Source organism: Agrobacterium sp. MCAB5, from assembly GCF_052114365.1.
In the GTDB taxonomy this organism is placed as follows: Bacteria; Pseudomonadota; Alphaproteobacteria; order Rhizobiales; family Rhizobiaceae; genus Agrobacterium; species Agrobacterium tumefaciens.
In genome coordinates, this window is the sequence record NZ_JBFREP010000015.1 from 38,812 (window position 1) to 62,674 (window position 23,863).

At 60.1% G+C, this 23,863-nt stretch carries 19 protein-coding genes; 7 read left to right on the plus strand and 12 right to left on the minus strand.

The features are described 5' to 3' along the window. Positions 1-30: 30 nt before the first annotated feature. From AB4Z23_RS24500 to AB4Z23_RS24515, 4 genes are all read right to left on the minus strand, one after another. Entirely contained in the window at positions 31-894 is an 864-nt protein-coding gene (locus AB4Z23_RS24500) for an ABC transporter permease (protein ID WP_441360901.1), read from the minus strand. Continuing rightward, entirely contained in the window at positions 894-1,748 is an 855-nt protein-coding gene (locus AB4Z23_RS24505; RefSeq protein WP_441360902.1) for an ABC transporter permease, read from the minus strand. The genes AB4Z23_RS24500 and AB4Z23_RS24505 overlap by 1 nt, the downstream gene beginning before the upstream one ends. Beyond that, a complete protein-coding gene (locus AB4Z23_RS24510; RefSeq protein WP_441360903.1) occupies positions 1,748-2,788 on the minus strand; it encodes an ABC transporter ATP-binding protein in 1,041 nt (346 codons plus the stop codon). Before AB4Z23_RS24510 ends, AB4Z23_RS24505 begins: the two co-directional genes overlap by 1 nt. A gap of 85 nt (positions 2,789-2,873) precedes the next feature. Continuing rightward, positions 2,874-4,103: an extracellular solute-binding protein gene (locus AB4Z23_RS24515; RefSeq protein ID WP_441360904.1), complete on the minus strand. Its 1,230-nt coding sequence runs from the start codon at positions 4,101-4,103 to the stop codon at positions 2,874-2,876. A 145-nt stretch (positions 4,104-4,248) separates the two neighbouring features. On the opposite strand from AB4Z23_RS24515, the gene AB4Z23_RS24520 reads away from it, so the two are divergent. After that, complete coding sequence (locus tag AB4Z23_RS24520) at positions 4,249-5,397, plus strand: ROK family protein (protein WP_441360905.1); 1,149 nt, start codon at positions 4,249-4,251, stop codon at positions 5,395-5,397. Between the two features lie 56 nt (positions 5,398-5,453). Here the strand turns inward: AB4Z23_RS24520 and AB4Z23_RS24525 are convergent, their stop codons facing one another. After that, positions 5,454-7,436, minus strand: coding sequence for a phosphatase PAP2 family protein (locus AB4Z23_RS24525; protein ID WP_441360906.1), 1,983 nt, complete (start codon positions 7,434-7,436; stop codon positions 5,454-5,456). Between the two features lie 231 nt (positions 7,437-7,667). After that, a complete protein-coding gene (locus tag AB4Z23_RS24530; RefSeq protein WP_004431072.1) occupies positions 7,668-8,948 on the minus strand; it encodes an ABC transporter substrate-binding protein in 1,281 nt (426 codons plus the stop codon). Positions 8,949-9,142: 194 nt separating this feature from the next. Between AB4Z23_RS24530 and AB4Z23_RS24535 the strand changes: the two genes are divergently transcribed. Genes AB4Z23_RS24535 through AB4Z23_RS24560 form a run of 6 tightly spaced genes read left to right on the plus strand, consistent with a single transcriptional unit; the run spans position 9,143 to position 17,289 of the window. Continuing rightward, the gene (locus AB4Z23_RS24535) at positions 9,143-11,668 is read left to right on the plus strand and encodes a hypothetical protein (RefSeq protein WP_441360907.1); all 2,526 of its coding nucleotides are present in this window, start codon (positions 9,143-9,145) and stop codon (positions 11,666-11,668) included. 13 nt (positions 11,669-11,681) lie between these two features. Further along, complete coding sequence (gene bglB, locus AB4Z23_RS24540) at positions 11,682-12,776, plus strand: beta-galactosidase BglB (RefSeq protein ID WP_013762386.1); 1,095 nt, start codon at positions 11,682-11,684, stop codon at positions 12,774-12,776. Then, on the plus strand, positions 12,773-14,125 hold the full coding sequence (gene pglB / locus AB4Z23_RS24545; protein ID WP_441360908.1) for a polygalacturonase PglB: 1,353 nt from the start codon (positions 12,773-12,775) through the stop codon (positions 14,123-14,125). The genes bglB and pglB overlap by 4 nt, the downstream gene beginning before the upstream one ends. Further along, positions 14,125-15,231 carry an ABC transporter ATP-binding protein gene (locus AB4Z23_RS24550; RefSeq protein ID WP_441360909.1) on the plus strand — a complete coding sequence of 369 codons (1,107 nt, stop codon included), beginning with the start codon at positions 14,125-14,127 and terminating at the stop codon, positions 15,229-15,231. The genes pglB and AB4Z23_RS24550 overlap by 1 nt, the downstream gene beginning before the upstream one ends. Position 15,232: 1 nt before the next feature. Then, positions 15,233-16,228, plus strand: a complete 996-nt coding sequence (locus AB4Z23_RS24555; protein WP_004431062.1) for a carbohydrate ABC transporter permease — start codon at positions 15,233-15,235, stop codon at positions 16,226-16,228. A gap of 2 nt (positions 16,229-16,230) precedes the next feature. Next, positions 16,231-17,289 (plus strand): carbohydrate ABC transporter permease, encoded by a 1,059-nt coding sequence (locus tag AB4Z23_RS24560; RefSeq protein WP_441360910.1) that lies wholly within the window; start codon positions 16,231-16,233, stop codon positions 17,287-17,289. A 10-nt stretch (positions 17,290-17,299) separates the two neighbouring features. On the opposite strand, the gene AB4Z23_RS24565 is transcribed toward AB4Z23_RS24560, so the two are convergent. From AB4Z23_RS24565 to AB4Z23_RS24590, 6 genes are all read right to left on the minus strand, one after another. Continuing rightward, positions 17,300-18,346, minus strand: a complete 1,047-nt coding sequence (locus tag AB4Z23_RS24565) for a LacI family DNA-binding transcriptional regulator (protein ID WP_065660242.1) — start codon at positions 18,344-18,346, stop codon at positions 17,300-17,302. A gap of 220 nt (positions 18,347-18,566) precedes the next feature. Next, a complete protein-coding gene (locus AB4Z23_RS24570; protein ID WP_441360911.1) occupies positions 18,567-19,352 on the minus strand; it encodes a TIM barrel protein in 786 nt (261 codons plus the stop codon). Between the two features lie 9 nt (positions 19,353-19,361). Then, positions 19,362-20,372, minus strand: a complete 1,011-nt coding sequence (locus AB4Z23_RS24575; RefSeq protein ID WP_441360912.1) for a Gfo/Idh/MocA family protein — start codon at positions 20,370-20,372, stop codon at positions 19,362-19,364. 10 nt (positions 20,373-20,382) lie between these two features. After that, positions 20,383-21,282 carry a sugar phosphate isomerase/epimerase family protein gene (locus tag AB4Z23_RS24580; RefSeq protein WP_004431052.1) on the minus strand — a complete coding sequence of 300 codons (900 nt, stop codon included), beginning with the start codon at positions 21,280-21,282 and terminating at the stop codon, positions 20,383-20,385. 142 nt (positions 21,283-21,424) lie between these two features. Next, complete coding sequence (locus tag AB4Z23_RS24585; protein WP_013762379.1) at positions 21,425-22,366, minus strand: sugar ABC transporter substrate-binding protein; 942 nt, start codon at positions 22,364-22,366, stop codon at positions 21,425-21,427. Between the two features lie 282 nt (positions 22,367-22,648). Then, positions 22,649-23,677 carry a LacI family DNA-binding transcriptional regulator gene (locus tag AB4Z23_RS24590; RefSeq protein WP_441360913.1) on the minus strand — a complete coding sequence of 343 codons (1,029 nt, stop codon included), beginning with the start codon at positions 23,675-23,677 and terminating at the stop codon, positions 22,649-22,651. Between the last annotated feature and the right edge of the window lie 186 nt (positions 23,678-23,863).

The following is a 23,863-nucleotide window of genomic DNA, read 5'->3' on the forward strand; positions in this document are numbered from 1 at the left end:
GTTGCGTTTACCGGAGTTGTGTTGCCCGGATCAGATTTTCCCCATGCCCGCCGCCATCAGGTCGTCACGCAGAATGCGKCCGGCGATGATGAAAACGACGAGTGCGGGAAGAAGCAGGATGAAGGAGACGATGGAGGCGAGCGGGATCTGCATCGAATAGGGGTCGAGATACATGTAGAGCTTGATCGGYAGCGTYTGCACGACAGGCGCACCGACGATGAAGGACTTGTCGAATTCCTCGAAGCTGCCGATGAAGGACATCAGGCCACCGGCCAGAAGGCCGGGCACCGCAAGCGGCAGGATGATGTGGATGACAATGCCGRCCGTTCCCGCGCCGAGCGAACGGGCGGCATGRATCAGGTCGTCGGGAATGGTTTCKAGCGTCGCCGTCATCAGCCGTATCATCAGCGGCAGCGTGCCGACGATCTGCACAAGGATGACCCCGGTCACCGAATAAGCGAGACCGAAAAGAAGAAACACCTGGCCGATGCCGACAGCGACGACCAGCCCCGGAATGATGATGGGGGCCAGAATGAAGATCTCCACCAGCCGTTTCAGCCGGAAGGGAAAACGGGCCATGGCCCACGCGGTCGGCAGTGCGATCGCGGCCGTCGAGAAAGTCACGACGATGGCGATGAGGATGCTGTTGACGGTGGCCTGGATGAGGCTTGCATCGCCAAGAATGCTCGCCCAGCGCGTGGTGGTGTAATCCTCCGGCACTACCAGAGGCGGCGTCCATCCATCGGCAATGCTCCACAGGAACATCAGCGCCAGAGGCACGGCGATAGCGAGCGCCAGCGCGGTAAAGAGCCCGATGGAGACGAAAATCCGGTCGTCCGGCGTRAAGGTGCGGCGACGWGTCATGGTGACGGGATCGAGGGCAATGGCGCTCATTATGCGTCTCCTCGGGTTTGGCCGGGGCCGATGCGGGATGTCAGGAAGTAATACAGAAGCAGGACGGAGACCGCGAAGAGGCTCAGCACCATGCCCATGGCATAGACCTGATTGAACCGCCCCTGATTGAAYTCCGYGACCATGAGAACCGAAAGCGGCCGGGCAGTGGGCGGACCGACAATATCGGGRATGGCGTAGGAGCCCATSGAGCCGATGAAGGTAAGAAGGATGGCGGCGGTGATGCCKGGCATCGCGAGCGGAACTTCGACGAACAGAAAGGTCTTCAGCCTCGAGGCGCCGAGCGTGCGCGACGCGTAACGGATGTCCTCCGGAATGGCGGCAAAGGCACTGGTGATGATCAGCGTCATGAATGGTATCTGTTTCCAGACACTGGCGAGAATGACGCCAATGCCCCAGTCGTCACGCACGAGTTTGGGCAATTCAAGCCCGAGCGGCGCGACCAGCCGGTCGAGAAAACCGCCCCTTTCGAAAACGACGATCACCATCAGGCCGACGATGATGCCCGGCACCGCCATCGGCAGCTTGTAAAGGCCGCTGAACAGCTTGCGGCCGAGAAAGCTCTTGCGGATCAGAAGCGCCAGCGGCACCGAAGCCGCAAGCGACACCATCACCGGCATGACACCGTAATAGATGGAAGTCGTCAGGCCGCGGATCATCGACGGACGTGTGAAGATCCGCTCGTAGAACATCAGCGTGAAGCTGCCATCGTCCTGCCTGAAGCTGCCGATCAGTGCCGARAGCAGCGGRCCGCCGAAGAAGATCAGCAAATAACCCACCCCCGGCGCAAGCAGGACCAGCAGCTGGGCGCGCCTGTCGCGMAGCACCCCGCGCATCACGCCGCCTCCCCTGCCTGCCCGTCATCGAGCAGATGCACCGATCCGGGAAAACGCAAGGCGACCCTGCGTCCCGCATCGATAAGATTTTCCGCACCGGACTGGCTGATCTTGATCTGGTGGCCGCCGATTTCGACCGTATAGAGCGCATTGGCGCCCATGAAGGAAACGGCAGAGACAGTGCCGGCACCCGCCTCGTCGGCGCTGATGTGGATGTTTTCCGGGCGAACCGAAATCTGTGCGGAACCGGCCGCAGTCGCATCCAGCGTTACGGACTGCCCCCAGGRCAATTGCGCCTGCCTACCCTCAGCCAAAACCGGCAAAAGGTTGGTCTGMCCCAGAAAACCGGCRGTAAAGGCGTGTTTGGGCGCACGGTAAAGTTCGAGCGGTGTTCCCACTTCAACGACGCGGCCGGCATTCATCACCACGATCCGGTCCGACATCGCCATGGCCTCGGCCTGATCATGCGTCACATAAAGGCTGGTCGCGCCGATCCGGCGGTGAAGTTCAGTCAGTTCATGACGCAGCGTGTCGCGGAGCTTGGCGTCGAGGTTCGAGAGCGGCTCGTCGAACAGCAAGAGGCTTGGCTGCATGACAATGGCGCGCGCCAGCGCCACGCGCTGCTGCTGCCCGCCGGACAATTGCCGCGGCATGCGGTCCACCAGGCCGGCAAGATTACAGATTTCAAGCGCATGGGCGATGCGGCGCGCGCGCTCGTCCTTCGGGACCTTCTTCATCTTCAGGCCGAARCCRAGRTTTTTGGCAACCGACATATGCGGGAAAAGCGCATAGGACTGAAAAACCATGGCGATGTCGCGCGCTTCCGGCGGCGCCTGATCGATACGCTTGCCGCCCAGCCGGATTTCGCCTCCCGAAGGCTGGCTGATGCCGGTGAGGATGCGCAAAAGCGTGGACTTGCCGCAGCCCGAGGGGCCGAGAATGGTGACGAATTCGCCCCGCTCGACAGTGATCGACACGGGATGAAGCGCCCGGCTCAAACCGTAATCCTTGCTGATATTGCTGATCTCGAGTTCACTCATGGCGAGGCTCCCTCATGGTTGCGACCAAKGCTCCCGGACCGTTTGGCGGTTTCCAGCCCCACGGTCCGGTCGATCCGGGCAGGTGTTACTGGTTGAGCACTTTTTCATCGAGCGCTTCGGCAAGKGCCGTCGACATGTCCCAGAACGCCGGAACCGACAGGCGSGGATAAACGCTTTGCGGCAGAACATGCTCCTGTACGGCTTTGGGCATCAGGTCGTTGGTGACATCCGCCCGCGGAGASCGCGAAGCCTTGTTCTCCAGCTTCCAGAGCTGGAACTCCTTGCTCATCGCCATATCGATRAGAAGGAGCGCGGATGCGACGTTCTTGGCATTTGCCGGCACGAAAATGGCATCGCCCGAGCCGACCTGGCCTTTTTCCAGCAGCGTGACGCGGAAGCTCTCCGGCAACTGCTTGGTGCCGAGGAAGCTCATGACCTGGTCTTCCCAGACGGTGCCCATGTAGAGCTGCTGGTTGTTGATCAGGTTGAGCGTGTCGGCGTTGCCGTTGGTCAGTTCAGCCACGGCAAGAAGACGGCGGTAATAATCCCAGACCGGCGTAAGGCACTCGGACGTCATTGCCCAGTCTTCGGCCTGCTGCAGCGTCTGATTATAGTCKGTRAGCTGCTTGCGGCAGTCGCCGGTGAGATAATTGAGCGCCACSGAATAGATGAAGCCGCCGCCSGAGCCGCCCTTGGCTGGYAGGGTGACKCCAAGGCGCTTCGGGTTCTTTTCAGCCCAGACGAGAAGATCGTCGAAGCTCTTCGGCACGTCTTCGGCTTTCACGAAGGCGGAATCGTARCCGAGKGCGGTCTGGTTGAGATGCACMAGAGGGAAACTGCCGCCATGCGCCTTGCCGAARACGGTCTCGGCCARWTCCGGATTGTAATTGGCCATGTTGGGCAAGATCTTCGTCAGCGGAATATTGCCGACGACGCCCTTGGAAGACAAAAGCGGATAGCCGCCGCCGCCRGCGAAATAGGCGTCGACGGGTGAATCCTGCCCAGCCGCCTGCACGGCGATGAGYTGCTGGTTCGCCTGATCACCCTTYACGTCGCTATAGGTGACCTTGATGCCATATTTGGCCTCGAACCGGGTGATCAGTTCTTTCCACGTATCCGCGAAACTGCCGGCGAAATTGTACATCGTCACCGTGCCTTCTGCTTTGGCAGCGGGAACGACGATGTCATAGAAATTTTCGCGCGTGACCTTCGACAGATCGAAGTCGAGGTTCTTCATGTTGGTGTCCGCCGCAAGGCAAGGCGCTACCTTCGTCGCCAGCGCAAGCGCGGCGATCGCAATAAATTTCATGCTCATTGAATGGTTCCTCCTGGGGATCCGTTATTGACCGGCTTCTTATTACTACACTCTAAGTGTATTATTTGTGACAGTCCAGTGAAAAATGCCGCCCCCGGCGCGCGGCCCGAGTTGCGAAGGCCTTGTGCAGCCGCTATCCAAGGCCATGACAACAGATAAGACACCGCGCCAGACCTTCGACCGCCAGCCGCTTGCCAGCGAGAATGAGCGCCTCATTCTCGATATCGTGCGCCGCCACGGCCCCATTGCCCGTGCAACAATCACCGGCCACACGAACCTGACGCAGCAATCCGTGCATCGGTTGATCGAAGGCCTGCTGGAACGCGGCCTTTTGCGTACCGGCGCACCGCTTAAAGGAACGCGTGGCCAGCCGAGCCCGACGATTGAACTGGTGCCTGAGGCGGCCTATTCGCTCGGAATTTCCATCAACACTGACTCCGTGGTGATCTGCATTGCCGATTTCCGCTGCATGGTGGTTGTCGAAGAAAAATTGCGGATCCTTCCCAGCGATCGCGAAATGACGCTTGCCGCACTGTCGCTCGCTCTGGAACGGTTGCTGGCGGACCACTGCATCCCGCGCGAACGCCTGCTCGGCCTCGGCTTTTCAATGTCGGGATTTTTCGTGTCGGAAGATCGGGCGTTCAACGCGCCGGAACCATTGCGCGACTGGTCGCTGATGGACCTGAAACCGATCCTTGAAGAGAAATTCCGTCTGCCGGTCTGGCTGGAAAACAACGCAACCACCGGCGCGATCGGCGAAAGCCTTCGCGGCGTGGGACTGTGGTGCCAGACCTTCGCCTATCTATCCTTCAACTATGGTTTCGGCGGCGGCCTCATTCTGGGAGGTCAGCCTTTCTACGGTTTTCACGGCAATGCCGGCGAATTCAGCGGCATCTTCAACCCGGATGAAGCCGACAGGCGGCCGGCGCTGCAATATCTGATCGCGACGCTGCAAAAACACGGGAGCGAGATAGATTCGATCGAAGCGCTCTATCAGCATTTTGACCCTGCCTGGCCGGGCGTCGAGGAATGGCTTGAGCGGACCATGCCGCAGGTGGACCGGCTGGTGGCGAGYCTGATTGCGGTTCTCGATCCACAGGYGATCGTCTTTGGTGGACAATTGCCGCGCGCACTCGGCCGGATGATGATCGAACGTGTACACATGCCCTCRCAACGCGAACACCGTTACGGCATCGGCCCGCAGGAAGCAAAACTGGTGCTCAGCGAGACAGAAGGCGATTCCTCGGCACTCGGCGCCGCCCTGCTGCCGCTCAGGGTCCGTTATTTCCTGTAACCGGGCCGGCCGGGCGCGGCGATTAGACCGCGCCCGCGAAACCTTGGCCTCGCAGCCTATTCGACCACCACGGACAGCGCCGAGCCGGTRTAAACCGGYCGCACCTTCACATTSCCCGCGTCGATCGCAGCGAAGGTRCCAGTCAGGCCGTCTGCGGCGATGACGTTGAAGCGCGTGCCGGCAGCGGGTGCGGCGCCATCGAAGGCGAGCCGCAGGGTTGCGCCATCAAGCGTCGCGTTGCCCTTGACCAGCAGCGGAGCCTTTTGCGGATCAAGCGCCAGCGTGCCGCCCGTCTGGGCATAATCGCCGCCAATGACGATGTCACTGTCGCCGTTCAGCAAAAGCGTTCCGCCGGAGACCAGAACGCCACCTGTACCAAGCGCGTTGGTGGACGATGCAACAAGCGTTCCGTCCTGCAAGACGGTGCCGCCGCTATAGCTGTTGGCGCCGGTGAGCGTGAGCGCGCCACTGCCGGATTTGACGAGACGCCCTGCCCCGGCAATATCGTTCGTCCAGCGGTCAGCCGCATTGAACCCGCCGGCTGCAGCATCCATCGTCACGTCGACATCGCCGTTAAAGGCACCATAACCGGCAGCGGCGGCCACCAGATTGATCCGGCCCCAGCCATTGCTGTCGTCAAGCAGCGGATAACCGGCCTCGATACCAGTGGAGAACAGGACGGCGCGGCGTTGCGCGGCATCGAGATAAGGCAGGCGTGTCTCCAGCAGAACCTCGGCACCCTTCGGCACCACCATGGGCGCATCGCCAACGGTTTTGTCGCGGCTGAAGGACATGGTCATACGCCGGCGATAATCAGCCTCGTTGGTCGCCGCATCCGCAAAAGGGTCTACATCCGGTTTCGCGCTATGGGCAAAGTCGATCAGGGACTGTCCCGCTGGTAAGCGTTTGGCAAAATAGGCCTGCAATTCATCATGCGCGGCCTTCTTGAGATCGGCGTTTTTCGGATCCTGCAGAATAGCGGCGGCTATCGCGGTGGCCGTAATGCGGCCGCCGATCACGTCGACTGGGGAATGCATCCCTGCAACGATACGGCTTTCGCCAAGCTCGGAAGCGGCAGTCAGCAATTCGGAAAACCGCTCCGGCACAACGTAGGCATAAGTGATGGCAGCGAGATAGGCGGCATTGGTGTGACCGCTCGGAAAGCCGCCATCCTTGCCGCGTCCACGGTTCTCGCGCGCATATTTGAGCGCGGGCACAATGACGCCGGGATCGGTTTCGTAAGTTTCAAACTTGCGGTCGCCGATGGTCTCGGTGCCTGTCTCTATCACCTCGCCCTTGGCATTCATGCGCCATGGGCGCGGCGTGGAATAGAAATATTTCGCTGGCGACGTCGTGCCTTCCGGGCCACGCATTACCTTCATGAGGGCCACGACATCCTTCAGCTCGGAATCGGCCGCTCCAGCCTCGGTGCCCTTGTCCTCTTCCTTGCGCGTGATGACCTCGTTCGGATCGAAATCCGCCAGGGTGTGGTTGATGGTCGTCGTCGCGCCCGCGCCTTCGCGATACCACGGAGCAAGCGGCCCCATGCCGTCGATCATGCTGTAACCCTGCGAGCGGCGGTCTTTCATATAGGCGTTCAAGGCCGCGGCGGGGGTGCGGTTCTCACCGGTTACGGAAAGCACGTAACGCATGTTTTCCTGCCAGACAGCGGGATTGACGGCCTTCACATGGCTGAAATCACTCGGACCGTCGCCATTGGCGCCGCCATCCGCCCATTTTTCATCGCCCAGCGTCCAGATGCGATTAAAACCCGAGAGGATTTCGATGACGGGATTGTCGCGGTCGTCATAGGCACGGACGTCTTCGCCCTTGGCATTCTTGCCAGTCTGGTTGCGATAGGTGTCGGAAAGCGGCAGCGGATATCTTGCTGCGGGTTCGGGTACCGTAATGGCATAACCCTGACCTGCGGGTTGAGTGCGCTCGAATGCCTGTGCGTTCGGGACAAGAACCAGCAATGCGACGGAGGCAAGCAAGGCCGACCGCACGAACGGAAAAGACGACATCTTCAGTTTAGCCATGACGAATCCTATGATTTCAGCGAATGACGCGTGACGAAGCGGGCACGCAGCTTCCGGCGCGCCTCGCCGTCAGCTTTTATGCCGGGCGTATTGCAGTTTTTTTTCGACTTGCTGATTAAGTCAGATCGCATATGCCACAACAGCCGGCGAACAAGCGGCGAAGTATGCCCGGAGCATAACTCCGGGCAGATCGAGAGCATCGTTATTTCGTGATGAAAGAACGGGCGCTCATCATTTCTTGACCGCAACGGCCTCATTGATCTTGGCGACATCGTCTTCCAGGACCTTGTAGGTCTGGTCGAGCGTCAGTTCGCCGACGATGAGCTGGCTCATGCGCTGGACGATCTGCTGATACATGGCAGTGCCACCCTTGGCGTGCTCGAATTCGCGGGCGGCCTGCGGCACATTCTTCTTGTTGTCCAGGAAGACCTTCATCGCCGCCTTGGCGTTTTCGCTCTTCAGCTTGTATTGCGGATCGACGATTTCGGCACCCGTCAGGATCACGTAATTTTCGGCGATTTCCCGCTGCACCTTTTCAGAGCCGAGAAATTCGACGAAATGGGCGACATCTTCGGGATATTTGGTGCGCTTGAAGCCGACAATCGCCGTGCCGCCGGGCATGGCATAGCAACCGGCATCGCCGCAGGGGGCGTTGATCGCGGTCCATTCGAAGCTGTCACCGATCTTGTTCTGGAACGGATTGACCATCCAGTTGCCGGCCAGATAGGTCACGACATTGCCGTTGACGAATTCATCGCCCATGTTCTTGTATTGCGAGCCACCCGCAGCACCCCACATTTCCTTTGGGAAGCTGCCGTTCTGCGTCCATGAATAGATGTCGGAGATGTATTTTTTCGCCGCGTCGTCGGGGAAGCTGAACTTGCCGTCCTTCACATAGGTCGCACCATAAGCGAAGGCGCCGCCGGAGAAGCGGTGGCCGGAGCGGTCCATGGTGAAGGGAATCTGCACGCCGGTCGACTTGGCAACGCGCGCGGACGCCTCGACGATCTCGCTCAATTTCGCTGTCGGCCCGGGCAAGGGTTCACCCGCCTGCTCGAACAGCGTCTTGTTGACGAAGGGCAGGTTCAGCGTCTGCGAGGCCATGTAACCGTTGATCGACTGCGGATCGTTGACACCAGGCAGACGAAGCTGGGCAAGGCTCGAACCGTGCAGTTTGGCAAAGCCATCCGCATCTTTCATGTAGGGGCGCATGTCGAGATAGTAGGAAGCGAGCTGCCAGTCGGTGATCTTGGCAACATCCGGCCCCTCGCCCACCGCTAGCTGTACCGGCAGCTGCTTGGAAACGGCATCATAACCGGAAGACACGAAGTTGATCTTCACGCCCGGATTGGCCGCCTCGAACTCCTTGCTGAGTTCAGACATGCGCTGCACATAACCCTGGTCGTCATCCGTAAAAAGGAACGTGATCGTTCTTGTCTCGGCCTCTGCGACCGAAAGGCCGGCGATAGAGGCCAATACGAGGGCGCTGACGCCCGAAAACAGTTTCAGCATGCTCATCCTCCCAATGAAAAACTTTTCACAAATCGAATTGAAGCTCCTCGTCTTAATTCGATTTCGCTTGTTTTGCGACTTGACAGAATAAACGTCAAGCTGTTTGTTTCGGCTAAATCGCACAAATCGATGCAACAAAGCGAAAATAGATTTGTGAAAATAATTTCATAAAGATCGACGGGAGGCGATCCATTATGACGGATGGACCATTGGCGACGGGCTTGTCGCAGCCCACATATACCGTACCGCAGGGCGAAACGGTTACCGCCTGGATCGTCTCGGATCTGGTGGAAACCTCATTTCCGGGAATTGCGGCACCGGCGGAAGACCGGGTCGATTATCGCTTCATCAACGGCTTTGTAGATGTTGGCGACCTGCCCTGCCGCAAGGCCTTTCAACAGACGATGATCGGCCGTGACATCGCGCCCGACTCCAGCTTTACGGTTTCGCACCTCAACCTGCCGGGTTCTAACCGACGCGTTGAATTCACCGGTTTCTGGCACATTCCGACTCATGTACAGCGCTGGCTGAAGGGCACGTTCCGCAGCGACACCACAAGACAGGCGCATTTCCGGCTGCGCACCTGCGGCGGCGTGCGCATCTGGGTGGGCGGCGTGGAGCAGGTCCGCTTTGAGCCCTTTATCCGCAATGTCGAAAGCAGCCGCGATATGACGCTCGAACTTGCGGCCGGCGATAACGAAGTGCTGCTGCTTTGCGAAGATCTGGCGGAACGTGACATCATCTGGTTCTTCGAGCTTGAGGTTACGGACGCCACGCCGCTCACCGTCGTGCTACCGGTGCCGCTCGACCGGGAAGAAACGAAACGTCTTGCCGCACTGGTGCGCGATGTTCGCCCCGCACGCGACGTTTTTTCCGGCGCGGCCCTCGAGCTGGTTTTCGGGGCAGCACCTGCCAGCGACCTTCCCGTCCACATTGCGGTGAAAAGCCACGGCCACGAGCGCGCCGCCCTTGCCGAGGTCGATACCGTGCTGAAAGCCGGGCAATCGACCCTGACGATCCCCGAGACGGCAGGCATTTCGGACGGATATCATGGCGTCAGGATCACCATCGGCTCAGGTGCCGGAACSGTRACGCGCGTCATCGACGCAGCCTTCATGKGCGATATGGCGCCACAACCGGCCGCCACCGATATTGCCGAGCGAAAGAAAGCGGCATTGTCCTTCAGCGCCCGCTTTGGTGCATGGCGCATCGGCCGCGCGCTGGCCATGGTCGCTACCGGCAGCGGTGACATGAAGACGATTTCCGGCATCGTCGACGCAACGCTGCGGTCCATCGACCGGCGCGAGGATTGCTCCGATTTCGTGCTGGTGCCGCTTCTCTGGTTGGTGCGCGCCTATGGTGACCGGCTTCCCCCTCAGATGCTTGAGCGGATCAACTCTTCTATTCTCTCCTATCGCTACTGGGTGGACGAACCCGGCAACGACGTCATGTGGTTCTGGAGCGAAAACCACGTTCTGTGCTTCCATACCAGCCAGCTGCTCGCGGGAGACTATCTGCCGGACGCCATCTTCAGCGCCTCCGGGCGCACCGGCAGGGAGCAGGCGGCGCTGGCCGCAGACCGGCTGCAACGCTGGTTCGRCAGCGTCGAGGCGCACGGTCTCGCCGAATGGAATTCGGCCGCCTATTACCCGGTGGATTTCATCGGCCTTCTCGCCATCGAACATTGGGCCGAACCGGAACTTGCCGCCCGCGCCCGCCACCAGCTCGATCTCATTTTCGAAATGATCGCTCTGCACACGCTTGGTGGCGTTCCCTCCGGTTCCCAGGGCAGRGCCTATGACAAGGAGCTGCGCGCCGGGCCGCTGACCGAACTTGCACCTTTTGCGCAAGTTGCCTTCGGTCAGGGCTGGCTCAACAATGGCGTCGCCTCGCTGCCGATGTTCTGCTGTGGAGATTACCTGCCGCCACCGCATCTTGCCGCCCTSTCGCAACTGACAGGCGGCCGCATGGTCGAGGCGCGTTATGCGCAGGGACTGGAGCCGGGCAAACTCGTGCTTTTCAAGAACGAAGCAGCCCAGCTTTCCACTGTGGTGGACCACAAGACAGGTCGCAAGGGCCACCAGCAGCACGTCATGGACATCAAGCTTGCCGGCCATCCGATGGCGCGGCTGTGGGTCAACCATCCCGGCGAAGATGATCCGTGGGGCACACAGCGCCCCTCTTWTTGGGCCGGCAGCGGCATCCTGCCGCGCGTGGCGCAGCACCGGGATATCGCCATGATGATCTTCGATACGGATGATCACCGCAATGATTGGACCCATGCCTATCTCGGTCGCGACGGGCTGGACGAGGTGGTGACGAACGGTAACTGGCTCATTACCCGCGCGGGCCGCGGCTTTGCAGCACTTTATGCGACCAATGGGCTTGAACCTGTAACAGCAGGCGCCACCGCCGACCGCGAGATCAGATCACCTGGCCGCCGCGCTGGCTGGATCGGCATTATCGGCTGCGGAGATACGAACGCATTCGCGCACTTCCGCGAAAGAATTCTCGCCACGCAGGTCATGTTCGACGCCGACAGGCGCCTGCTGTCTGTCACGCCACCCGGTGGCCCCGAACTCTCCCTCAACTGGGACGGCAACTTCACCATCGGCGGGCAAGCCATGGCCTTCGACCACGAGCAGCCACAGCCACAGATCACCTTCGACAGTGCCAAAACCGCCGCAGGCAACGGCATGGCACAGCCACTTTACTCCTAAGCGGAATGACCAGATGAACCAGCAAAGCATCGAGAAAGACACTCTCAGAACGACGATCGACAGCGTCGCCGCCGCCTTCAGCCGCCTCAAGGGCATACAGGAAGGCCTGGCAAGCGGCAGTTCCGACGGCAAGATCCAGTTCGATGAATGGGATTGGGAGGTGGGCGTTGGCCTTTACGGCTTCCTGCGCCGGGCGCTTGCCGCAAACGACCAGAAAGCTCTGGACGATCTCGTGACCTGGTACGGCTGGCAGATCGATCGTGGCCTGCCGCCACGCCAGATCAACAGTTCCGCGCCAATGCTGCCGCTCGTCATCCTCACCGAACATGTCGACCGGCCGGATTTCCGGGCGCTGGTAGAAGACTGGGCCGACTGGCTTGTGCACAAATTGCCGAAAACCGAAGATGGCGGCTTCCAGCAYGTGGTCAAGGAGCGGCTTAACGAGGGTGAACTCTGGGACGACACGCTGTTCATGGCTTGTCTGTTCCTTGCMCGCGCCGGTGTGGTCTGCAAACGTCAGGACTGGATCGATGAGGCAGTCTACCAGTTCATGATCCATGCGCGTTACCTGTCAGACCCCGTGACCGGGCTGTGGTATCACGGCTGGACCTTCATCGGACGCCACAATTTTGCGCATGCCTTCTGGGCACGCGGCAATTCGTGGATCACCGTTGCAATCCCCGAACTCTTCGAACTGGTGCCGACGCTTGCCGAAAAGGACAAACGTTTCCTCGCCAATGTGCTTGCAAGCCAGGTGCGTTCGCTGCGCCAGTATCAGCGCGAGGATGGCATGTTCCACACGCTCCTCGACGATCCGACTTCGCCGGTCGAGACGTCGGCAACCGCTGGCATCGCCTATGGCATTCTGCGCGGCATCGAGGCAGGCATTCTCGGCGAAGAAAACCGCGCCCATGCCGAGCGGGCGCTGAAGGCAGTGCTGGGCAATATCGATGACGAAGGCGTCGTGCACGGTGTGTCGGACGGGACGCCCATGGGCCACGACCTCGATTTCTACCGCCGCATTCCCAATTTGCCGACACCCTATGGGCAGGCGCTGACGATGCTGCTGCTGATCGACGTCTTTCTGAAGAGGCCGCAGGCATCATGAGTGCTCACACCAATATCACCATAGCCGCCGAGGGACGTGACGCCACTGCCGATATCCAGCAGGCAATAGATACAGCATCGGCTGCAGGCGGCGGCGTCGTGTCGCTCTTGGCCGGACGGCATGTCAGCAGCGGCCTCCATCTTAAAAGCGGCGTGGAACTTCACCTTGCACAAGACGCGGTGCTCGCGCCGATTTCCGACTACGACGCCTATGCCCATACGYCCGTTTCTGTCATCGCCGAGGATTCSGATCGCGGCATGATCGTCGCAAAGGGCGCGAGCAACATCGCCGTCACCGGCCCCGGCCGTATCGAGGCTGGCGGTGAGAACTTCATCATCGGTGACGACGAAGCCATGGGAACCTATGTGCCCGCGAAAAAGAGGCCGCGTGTCATGGTTCTGGAATCCTGCCGCGACGTTCGCCTTGAAAACCTCGTCGTCAGCGGTTCACCAATGTGGACCCTGCACATGGTCGATTGCGAAGATCTGAGTTTTCGCAACATCCGTGTCGAAAACGATCGCCGCCTGCCCAACACCGACGGCATCGTGCTGGATGCCTGCCGGCGCGCACTGATCGAGGATTGCTCCATCTCCACCGCCGATGACGGTATCTGCCTGAAGACCAGCGCCGGACCGGATGGCAAGGCTGTTGGCGCCTGCGCCGATATCACGGTTCGCCGCTGCACTGTCTCAAGCATGAGCTGCGCCTTGAAGCTCGGCACGGAATCCTTCGGCGATTTCACCGATGTGGCGTTCGAGGACTGCAAGGTCATCGCATCCAATCGCGGCATCGGCCTTTTCTCCCGCGATGGCGGCGCCATGCGCAATATCCGCTTTTCGCGGATCGAGGCGGAGTGCCACGAAACGCCGGGCGGGTTCTGGGGATCGGGCGAAGCCGTGACYGTCACCGTGGTAGACCGCCGGCCGGAACGTCAGGCCGGTAAGGTTGAAAACCTTGTGGTGGAAGACCTGARCGGCTCGATGGAAGGSGCGATAAACCTCGTCGCCACCTCGAGCGCCGGCATCCACAATGTCACGCTCGCGCGCATTTCACTGTCGCAGCAGCCCGGCAAACTCGGCACCGGCCCGCAATATGATCTTCGCCCGACCAATGCGGACATTGCGCCAAGTCCGGAGGCTGCCGGCCGCGCCAATGCCTGGACACGCAGCGCCGACGGCAGGATCGTCGGACTTGAAGATTACCCCGGCGGCATGCCTGCGGTGTATCTGTCCGGCGTTCACGGATTTTCTGCGCGCGACGTTGCCATTGGAAGAACGATGCCCTTACCCGAGGGCTGGAATGCAAAAGAGATCGTCGCAGAGACGACCTTGCCCGAAGGGAGCAGGTAATGGGAAGTCTAAAGCTGGAAAACCTCAACAAGGCATTCGGTGCCGTTCATGTCCTGCATGATATCGATCTTCAGATCGAGAACGGGGAATTCGTCGTTTTCGTCGGTCCTTCCGGCTGCGGAAAATCCACGCTGCTGCGCATCATCGCCGGCCTTGAGGATGTGACGTCAGGCACCATCGGCATTGGCGGACGCGATGTCAGCGCGCTCTCGCCGGCCGAGCGCAAGATCGCCATGGTCTTCCAGTCCTATGCGCTCTATCCGCATATGAGTGTGCGCAAGAACCTCGCCTTCGGCCTTGAAAACCTGCGTTTCAAGCGGGCGGAAATCGAAAGCCGCATCAACGAGGCGGCACGCATGCTGGCTATCGAACCCTATCTCGACCGCAAGCCGAAACAGCTTTCCGGCGGCCAGCGCCAGCGCGTCGCCATCGGCCGCGCCATCGTGCGCGAGCCTGACATTTTCCTGTTTGACGAGCCGCTGTCGAACCTCGATGCGGCGCTGCGCGTGCAGACCCGCGCCGAAATCACAAGGCTGCATCGCGATATCAAGACGACGATGATCTATGTGACCCACGATCAGGTGGAAGCCATGACCATGGCCGACAAGATYGTGGTGCTGCGTGCAGGCCGCATCGAACAGGTTGGCAGCCCGCTCGAGCTTTTCGACAATCCGCGCAACCTCTTCGTCGCCGGCTTCCTCGGTTCACCGCGCATGAACATACTAAAGGGCACATTCGTCGCCGGCAGCGACGGCGGTTTCGCAATCGACTCCGGATACGGCGTGTCCCTGCCCTGCCTCGTCGATCCCGCCGTGGCTACCCCCGGAAAGGCAGTTCTGGCGGGCATCCGCCCCTCGCATTTTGTCATCACGCAGGAAAAGGGCCTGCCCTTCGAAGTGCAGTATCACGAGAGCCTCGGCACCGAGACCTATCTCTACGGCAATCTTCAGGGCCAGAAAGAGCAGATCATCGTGCACCAGGCTGGCCACTTCGCACCCGCTTCAGGCTCAGTTCTGAACATCATGCCGGCGCGCGAAAGGGTGCATGYCTTCGACCCCGAAACCGAACTGGCGCTGCCGCGCCTTGACAGCCACGAGAGAGATTAGCATGGCCAATCCGACGCTTGCGAGACTGTCCGACCGCGTGCTCGACGCCGTGATGGCGATTGCCGAAGTGCCGCTCAACCTCATAGAGCGGCTGATCGGCAAAAGGCGCATGCCCTATATTTTCCTGATGCCGAACCTCGTTCTTTTCGGCATCTTCACCTTCCTGCCGATTGCCATTGCCGTCGGTTACGCCTTTACCGGCGGCACCGAGCTGCTGATCACCGACCGCCCCTTTGTCGGTCTGGAGAATTTCGGCAAGCTGCTCGATTGCCAGAGCTATATGGACCCTGGAAGCTGCCGGGAATCGCTGTTCTGGACAGCGATCTGGAACACGCTCTGGTTCGTCGGCTTCAACGTTGTCGCCACGCTGTTCGTCGCGCTGGTCACGGCCCTTATTCTTAACAGGGCGATTGCCGCGCGCGGCTTCTTCCGCGCCATGTTCTTTTATCCCGTGCTGCTGTCACCTGTGGTCATCGGCCTCATCTGGAAATGGTTTCTTGACCGCAACGGACTGCTGAACGCCTTCTTCCAGATGCTCGGCGTGCCGCCGGAAATCTTCCTGCTGGATGTCGGCTGGTCGCGCTTCTTCGTCGTGGTCGTATCCGTCTGGTTCCACATGGGCTTTTACACGCTCATCCTGCTGGCCGGGCTGCAGGCCATTCCCAAAGACCTTTATGAGGCAGCCGCAATCGACGCCGCTTCGCCCCGACGCACATTGCTGCGCATCACCCTGCCGCTGCTGGCTCCCAACCTTCTCGTCGTACTGATCCTTTTGATGATCCGCTCAGTGCAAATATTTGATGAAGCCTGGGTTTTGACCAATGGCGGCGGGCCGGGCACGGCCAAYACRTTCGTGGTGCAATATATCTACCAGATGGCCTTCGGCAGCGATCTCAGGCTCTTCGGCCTCGCATCCGCCGCATCGGTTCTGATGGGCCTTGTTCTTCTCGCGCTGACGCTCGTGCAACTGCGCCTCGGCAAAAAGATGGAGTCCTGATCATGTCCGGCAATATRAACGCAGTCACTTTCCTGACGCGAACCCGCCGCCCCGGCAGGATCGGTCTCACCGATATTCTCTCCTGGGTGTGGCTCATCGGCGGCACGCTCGCGGTGTTGATACCCGTCGTCTGGGCCGCCATGTCCTCGCTGAAGCCCGAAGCCGAGATCACACGGTTTCCGCCGAGCCTTCTGCCGCGCGCCGCCGTGCAGGTGGAAGTTCCAGGTTATGACAGGCCGCTCAGCCTCTGGACCGTCACCATCGACGGCATAGAGCGGGAGATGGCCATGGTCCGGCGCGTTGGCATCAAGGCGCAGATGGTGGATCCGGCCAATCCCGGCCCGCCGGTCAGCGTCGACACACGCGAAATGTCGCCCGTCCAGAAACTGACGATCGCGACGCAGAATTTCACCGATCCCTTGACCCAGTTCAACTTCCTGACTTTCCTGAAAAACTCGGTCTTCGTCACTGTTGTCGCGACGGTTTTAACCTTGATCGTCAACGCCATGGCGGCGTTTGCTCTCTCGAAATACCGCTTCCGCGGCGAGAAGGCGATTTTCGTGCTGATCATCTCCACGCTGATGATCCCACTTACCGTCGTCATGGTGCCAGCCTATCTTGTTATCGTCGGTGTCGGCCTCGTCGACAATCTCTGGGGTGTCATCATTCCCACCGTCGCGACGCCAACCGGCGTGTTCCTGCTCAGGCAATATATGCTGACGATCCCGGACGAACTGATCGAAGCCGCGCGCGTCGATGCGGCCAGCGAATTCCGCATCTTCTGGCGCATCATCCTGCCGCTGACGGCACCTGCACTAGCGGTTCTCGCAATCTTCTCGGTGCTGTGGCGCTGGAACGACTTCCTCTGGCCGTTGATCGTCCTCAGCAGCCGCGAGAACTTCACACTGCAGGTGGGCCTGAACGCCTTCCAGGGCGAGTTCTCGGTGCAATGGCACTATATTCTTGCCATGACTTTCCTCAGCCTGGCGCCGGTTACCGTCGTGTTCCTGTTCCTGCAACGCTATATCACGACAGGCATTGCTGGGACGGGCATGAAGTAAAAGCTCGGTATCACTTGGGGGGCGGTGCGATGCTGCCCCTCAGCACAAGTCGACAGCCAAGTTCCAGCCGGTGCGCAGGCCGGGTCGGGTCGGCGGCGACAAGCCGCTGCTCCAGCAGGGAAAGTGCCGCACCACCCAGCCTGTCGGCGGGCAATTGAATGGTGCTGAGCGGCGGCGCACTGAAGGCCGCCGGCATGATATCGTCAAAACCCAATACCGAAACGTCATCGGGAACCCGGACACCGGCTTCCGTCAGTGCTTTCAGACAGCCGAGCGCCAGATTGTCGGCAGCGCAGAAAATCGCCGTTGCATTTCTGAGCGGGCGCTCCTCGGCCAGCAGGCGACGAATGGCGGTTTCGCCCCATTGGGGTTCATAACTCTCCACCTCAATGACCATATCCGCAGGCACCGGAAACCCCGCCGCAAGAAATGCGTCGCTATAGCCGTCGAAACGGCGGCGGATCGTCGTGCGCCCCTTCCAGGTAATGTGCAGAATATTGCGATGCCCAAGGGAAAGCAGGTGCTCGATGCCAAGGCGGGCGCCGAAACGGTTCTCGGCCGTCACCGTATCGACGATCATGGCCGGGTCCTCGCCATTGATCAGCACCACCGGTTTGCCGAGCGCCGAAAGCGCCTGAACCAGTTGCGACCGGTCATCGTTCAACACCACGATACCATCCACATTGTCGGCATCCGCCGCCTGCGCCACCGCGACAGGGTCAAGCCGGCTTGTGGCGCTGACGAAGGGAACGATGCGAATGCCGCGCCGTTCACATTCGCGCCGGAAGCCGTTCAGCATCGTCCAGCTGACCATGTTGAGATCACTTTGCGGAGCCGCATCGTTGGTCATTGCCAGCAACACCACGCGCAGGGTCGCAATCGTCGCCTTCTGCCGGCGGTTTTCGAGATAACCGAGCGAACGGGCCGCTTCCAGCACCCGCTCGCGCACCAGCGTGGTCAAGGGGGCCGTGCCGTTAAGGGCGTGCGAAGCGGTGCTGAGCGAAACATTCGCCTGCTGCGCCACATCCTTAAGCGTCGTTTTCCTGTCTATTTTCATAAAAGGGAAATTCACCCGCTCTTTTAAGGATGGGGCGGGCAAGAAACCGGCACAAAGCAGTTGATTTCAAGAATACCCGAGCCCGATTGCTGCTCTGTTTTGTCACGCAAAGATTACAGCATCATCCGTAAAAGCGGAATTGATTTCTCTGTGTTTTCTACCAATCAGCTTGTATTCGAACGCAAGCACCGCCTGCAGCAAACCGCAGGCGGTGAGGCAGTCATAGCGTCTGGGAGATATGGTCGATACTGTCTCTGACGGCAGCAGCCGGGTCTTTCAACTCATGCACCTCAGCCGCGAAAGGCTCGAAGCTGTAAGGCCCCTTGTAGCCAGCTGCCTCCAACGTCCTGATCTGGGCAAGATTCTCCAGCCGGTCGTCGCTATCCACCAGAACGCGGTGGGCGTCCAGCATGTCGGCGACGGAGACAGCGGGGTCTGTCACGCCTGATATGTGGACGAGGCCGGTGCGTTCGGGGAAAAACACCGTCTCTCCTGCCAGATGATGATGGAAAGTGTCGTGCACCAGCCTGTAGACATCGCCCCCGCCTGCCGCGTCAATCGCCTTGACGGCCTCAGCCTTGGTGCGCAGCGACGAGACGGGGAAACCGAGCGGTTCGACAAGGCCGGTCAGCCCACGTTCCTCGAGGATGGGCTTCATGGCCTTCAGCGCGGCCACGAGATCGTCGAAGGGTACCCGTCGGCCCTCGTTGAGCGGGCACATGACAAGCGCCTTCGCGCCACTTGCGGCGGCGTAATCAGCCATCACGACTGCCCTTTTTGGCAGATCGCCCGACCAGACGTTGAATGGGTATAGCGCGTTGATGGAGAYGATSGTCACRCCGGCCTTTTCGGCCGCRGCCTTCACGGCAGCCGGGTCCACCGTGCCGACGATGTCAGGCAGGTCGTTGCGGATTTCGACTTCGCTAAGGCCAAGATTGCGCGCTGTCGCGAAGAAGTCCTCGAGGGAGAGTTTTGGTGCGGTGATGTGGTTGATGGCAAAACGCATGAGATATCCTCACTTATAAAGGGCAGGMCGCGCGGGAAGGTCGATGGCGACCGCAGCGCCACCGGTTTCCTGCGCGGYGACGCAGGCATCGGATGTGATGGCGGCCACGTAACCGTCCCAGGAATTMGGTCCGGCCGCGGTSCCCTTCGCCGCCGCATGGATGAAATCCTGCAGCTCGACATCATAGCTCGCGATAAAGCGATCCTTCCAGTCTGTCAGGATATCGTTCTGTAGCTTGGCGCCAAGGCGGGTCTGGACGGACATCGGTTCTGGCAGGCTGGCGATGCCATCCTCTCCCACCACCTGGCACTGAATATCATAGCCATAATGGCAATTGACGAAAATTTCGACGTCGATGAGCGTGCCCCTGGTGGTCTCCAGAATGACGATCTGCGGATCCTTCAGCTGCGCATGGCTTCTGGCCGCCGAGCGGGGAAAGAGAACCCGCGCCGAAACATAGTCATCGTCGAGCAGCCAGCGCAGCACGTCGATCTCGTGGATCATCGTGTCGTGGATGGCCATAGCAGTCACATATTGCTCCGGAACCGCCGGATTGCGATGGGCGGCGTGCACCATGATCGGTGCGCCGATCTTGGTGTCGACGGCCTGTTTCAACGCCACATAACCGGCGTCATAACGGCGCATGAAGCCCACCTGAACCAGCCGCTTGCCCTGCGCCACCTCGGCGTCAACGATGCGTTTTGCCCCTTCCGCCGTTGTCGCCAGCGGCTTTTCGCAAAAGCAGGGCTTGCCGGCGGCAATGGCGGCCAGCACATATTGCTCATGCGTGGCACCCCAGGATGTCACCAGAACGGCGTCCACATCCGGCGATGCAATCAGTTCCTCGCCGGTGGCGAAAATGACGGCGTCCGCAGCAATGTCGTTCTTCACCGCCTCGGCGGATGCAGGGTTGACGTCACTCAGCGCCACGACCTTTGCGCCTCCGAGGACCTTGTTGATGCGGCGGGCATGGTCACGGCCAATCGCCCCGGTGCCGATGACACCAATTCTCACAGTCATGGGAAAAACCTCACTTGCGGTATTTTTCGATATAGTTGTTGATCTCGGCGCACATGAACCTGCCCGATTCATCGGCCCTGTCCTCCCACGCGAAAACACAGGAGGTCATGATGCCGTCGAAGCCGATTTCGGAAAGCGTGCCGAAGAAGTCGTCCCACGGCACCTCACCCTGGCCGATGTTCAAGTGCTGGTGCACGCGCGCCTGCGTGCCGGGCGGGTTGAGAATGTAGCGCAGCCCTGAACTGGCCTTGTGATTGAAGGTGTCACCGACATGCACGTGGGCGAGCACATCCTTCGCTTCGCGCAGCATCGCCTTGGTGTCGTCGCCGAAATAGAAGGTGTGCGGGGCGCAATAGAGAAACTTCACATTCTTCGAATTGACGGTGCGGATGATGTCGAGCGCCGGCTGAAGTGTCTCGCACCAGTCTTCCGGATGCGGCTCGACATGCAGATTGATGCCTTCGCGCTCGAAGATCGGCACAAGTTCTTCCATTGAACGCCACCAGGCATCCTCGCAGGCCTCGATCATCGAGCCGGTATGGCAGCAATAGCAGGAACCCTTGTCGGGATGCGGTCCACGGCCAAATTCGGAGTTCATCGTGTCGACCTCCAGTTCGACGGCGATCTCGATGGCGCGTTTCCAGTGCTTCACTGCCGCCTGCCGCTCGGTCTCGTCATTGGAGGCCCAGCGATACATCGGCAGCAGCGAGGCAATCTTGACGTTTTCGGCCGCCAGCGCCTTCTTGAACGAGCGTATCCTTTCGGGAAACACGCGCGGCGCCTTGAACCATTCGAGGAAATCGGCGCGCGGGCTGAGCTCGATCCAGTCGTAGCCGAGCTCCCTAACTTTGGCGGGAAGGGCTTCGAGGCTGAGATGGCGGTGCATGAACGGGTCGATGGCGATGCGCATTTACGCTTCCTTGTCGTCGGTATCTGTTGAGGTCGTTGCGGACCGGTTAGGCCGCGGTCCGGGAGAAGAGACCGCGGCCTTGGGCCTGCTTTTCCATGAGCGGCCCCTGGTTTATTGCCGGCTTTCCCAGTGAATGCCGAAATCAGTTCTTCGCCTGATAATCCTTGAGGTTGGCGGGTGTAACGAGTTCGAAGGGCACGAAGACCTTCTTGTCGATCGTCTCGCCCTTGGCGAGTTTCAGCGCGGCATCCACCGCGCCCTTGCCCTGGCCGGCGGCATTCTGGAAAACACTGACATCCAGTTCGCCCGCCGCCATCGCGGCAAGTGCATCCTGGGTCGCGTCGATGCCAGCGATGATGACGCCATCCATCGGCCGGCCGGTCGCCTTCAACGACTGGATCGCGCCGATCGCCATCTCGTCATTGTTGGAAATCACCGCATCGAACTCAACGCCAGCCGAGAGCCAGTTGGTCATCAGGTCCGACCCCTGCGTGCGCGACCAGTTGGCKGATTGCTCCTCAACGAGCTTGATGAAGCTGCAATCCGGAGTGGCGACGACCTCCTTGATGTCCTCAGTCCGCATGCGCGCTGCCTGGTTGGAGAGTTCGCCCATCATCACCACGGCCTTGGCTTCCGTCTTGCCGGCAGCCTTCAGAAGCCGGCAGACTTCCTGCGTCTGCAACGTTCCCGACTGTTTTTCATCGGAAGCGACGAAGGCCTGCTTGTCCGGCAGGTTGTCGAGATTGACCGGCTGGCGGTTGACGTAGACAAGCGGAATGCCGGCTGCGGCAGCCGCCTGCGAAAGCGCCACCGTCGCATCCGTATCGACGGGATTGACGATGATGGCGTCGACGCCAGCCGCGACAAAGTTCTGCACCTGGCTCAATTGTTTGCCGACATCGTTCTGGGCGTCCTCGATCTGCAGCGAGACACCGTTCATGCCCTTCGAATAGTCGATCATGCCGTTACGCAGCACGGTCAGGAAATTGTCGTCGAACAGGGCCATCGAAACGCCGATGGTCTGAGCCGAAGCCGTGGTCGCCAGCATGGTGGCCAGAGCCGCAATCGCAAAATGTCTTTTCATGTCATCCTCCTCCGAAACTCTTGAAAAGAAACCGGTCGCACAGCCGCAAGTGCATCGCGCCACAGCCGATCGCCGGCAAAAGGATACCCTTCGCCGAAGATGGAAATCTGCGGCGTTTGGCAACCTTGAAACATCGTTATTGTCGTGGATCAGCCTCCTGCCCGCTCCACATGCCGGCAACATGATCCTAGTCCGGGGCCGGCGTCAACGCGTCTTCGGCGGGCAAAACCATCATGGCTGATAGAAATAGACGCGGCATTTATGATAGAATCTATCAAACGATCAAAGGCTCTCAGGAACCCATAGATGAGCGGGCACAAATCTCTGTCCCGGCGTTTCCGCCATGCCGTGTTCGATGGTGTGAACCATCGTGGCAACRAGGTCCGTGCATAGTTCGCGAAGCGGTGTCTGGAACACGCCGGTAATACGCCGCTCAAGCAGCGCCTGACGGGATTCCGGCGTCAACTCGTTGACGAGGCAGACGATGGTTTCCTGGCGGTTCTCCTGCTGCAAGGCCTCGATCACACCTTCCATGCCCCCGCCGATGCAATAGATGCCGACGAGATCTTGGTGTTTGGCGATGGTGTCCATGACAAGCTCGTAGGTCAGCCGCCGCGTTTCCAACGTGATCAGCGCRTCCATCACCTCGAAYTCCGGCGCATATTCCCTGATATAGCTSCGAAAGCCGGTTTCCCGCAGCGAATGACCGTGAAAACGGTGGCCACCGAGCAATAGCAGCACCTTGCCCTTGCTGCGCGCCAGCCGCGAGATCATCCACGCCGCCGTGCGCCCAACCTTCATGTTATTCGCGCCAAGATAGGCCTCCCGCACACCCTGCGCGAAATCGGAAAGCAGGGAAAAGGTGGGAATACCCTTCGCCTTCAGAGCCTCAACGGCCGCCGTAACGTCATGATGGTCAGGMCCGGTGGCCGCAACGGCCTGCACCCGACCTTTCATGCCGGACAGAAGGCCCGCAAGCTCGCTCGGCTCGCCCGACTGCGCAAATTCGATGCGCAGGTTCAGATGGCGATCCCTCACGTTGCGCGCCGCAAGCTCCAGCTCRTCGGCAAATGYCTGGTAAAAGGAGTGCCGTTCTTTCCGCAGAATGATTCCGAGATTATATGACGGCAGATCGGCCAGCATGCGCTGGCGGATGATGTTGGTGGCATGAAAACCGATCTTTTCCGCCGCCTCGAACACCCGCCGCGAAGTTTCCTCCCGCACCGGCAGGCGACCATTCAATACCCTGTCGACAGTCGCAACGCTGACGCCGGCGGCGTTTGCAACATCTGTGATTGTCGGACGCTTCATGAAGACACCCCTGCRCGGAAAGAATCCTGTCATACCCCGCAAAACATGTCACGGATTATGATAGAATCCAACGCATACCGAGATTTCGGCGAGGGGTGCCATAGCACGCGGCATAAATATTGATGGCTGGGGTGTCTGGTGCGAGGCCTGCTTTTCCACGTCCCTCATCTTTGYGCTTGTCACAGA

Bases quoted from the DNA above. Each gene is read 5' to 3' on its own strand.
- AB4Z23_RS24565 (WP_065660242.1), bottom strand. From the start codon at position 18,346: ATGAAAATAGACAGGAAAACGACGCTTAAGGATGTGGCGCAGCAGGCG.
- AB4Z23_RS24580 (WP_004431052.1), bottom strand. From the start codon at position 21,282: ATGCGCATCGCCATCGACCCGTTCATGCACCGCCATCTCAGCCTCGAA.
- AB4Z23_RS24530 (WP_004431072.1), bottom strand. From the start codon at position 8,948: ATGCTGAAACTGTTTTCGGGCGTCAGCGCCCTCGTATTGGCCTCTATC.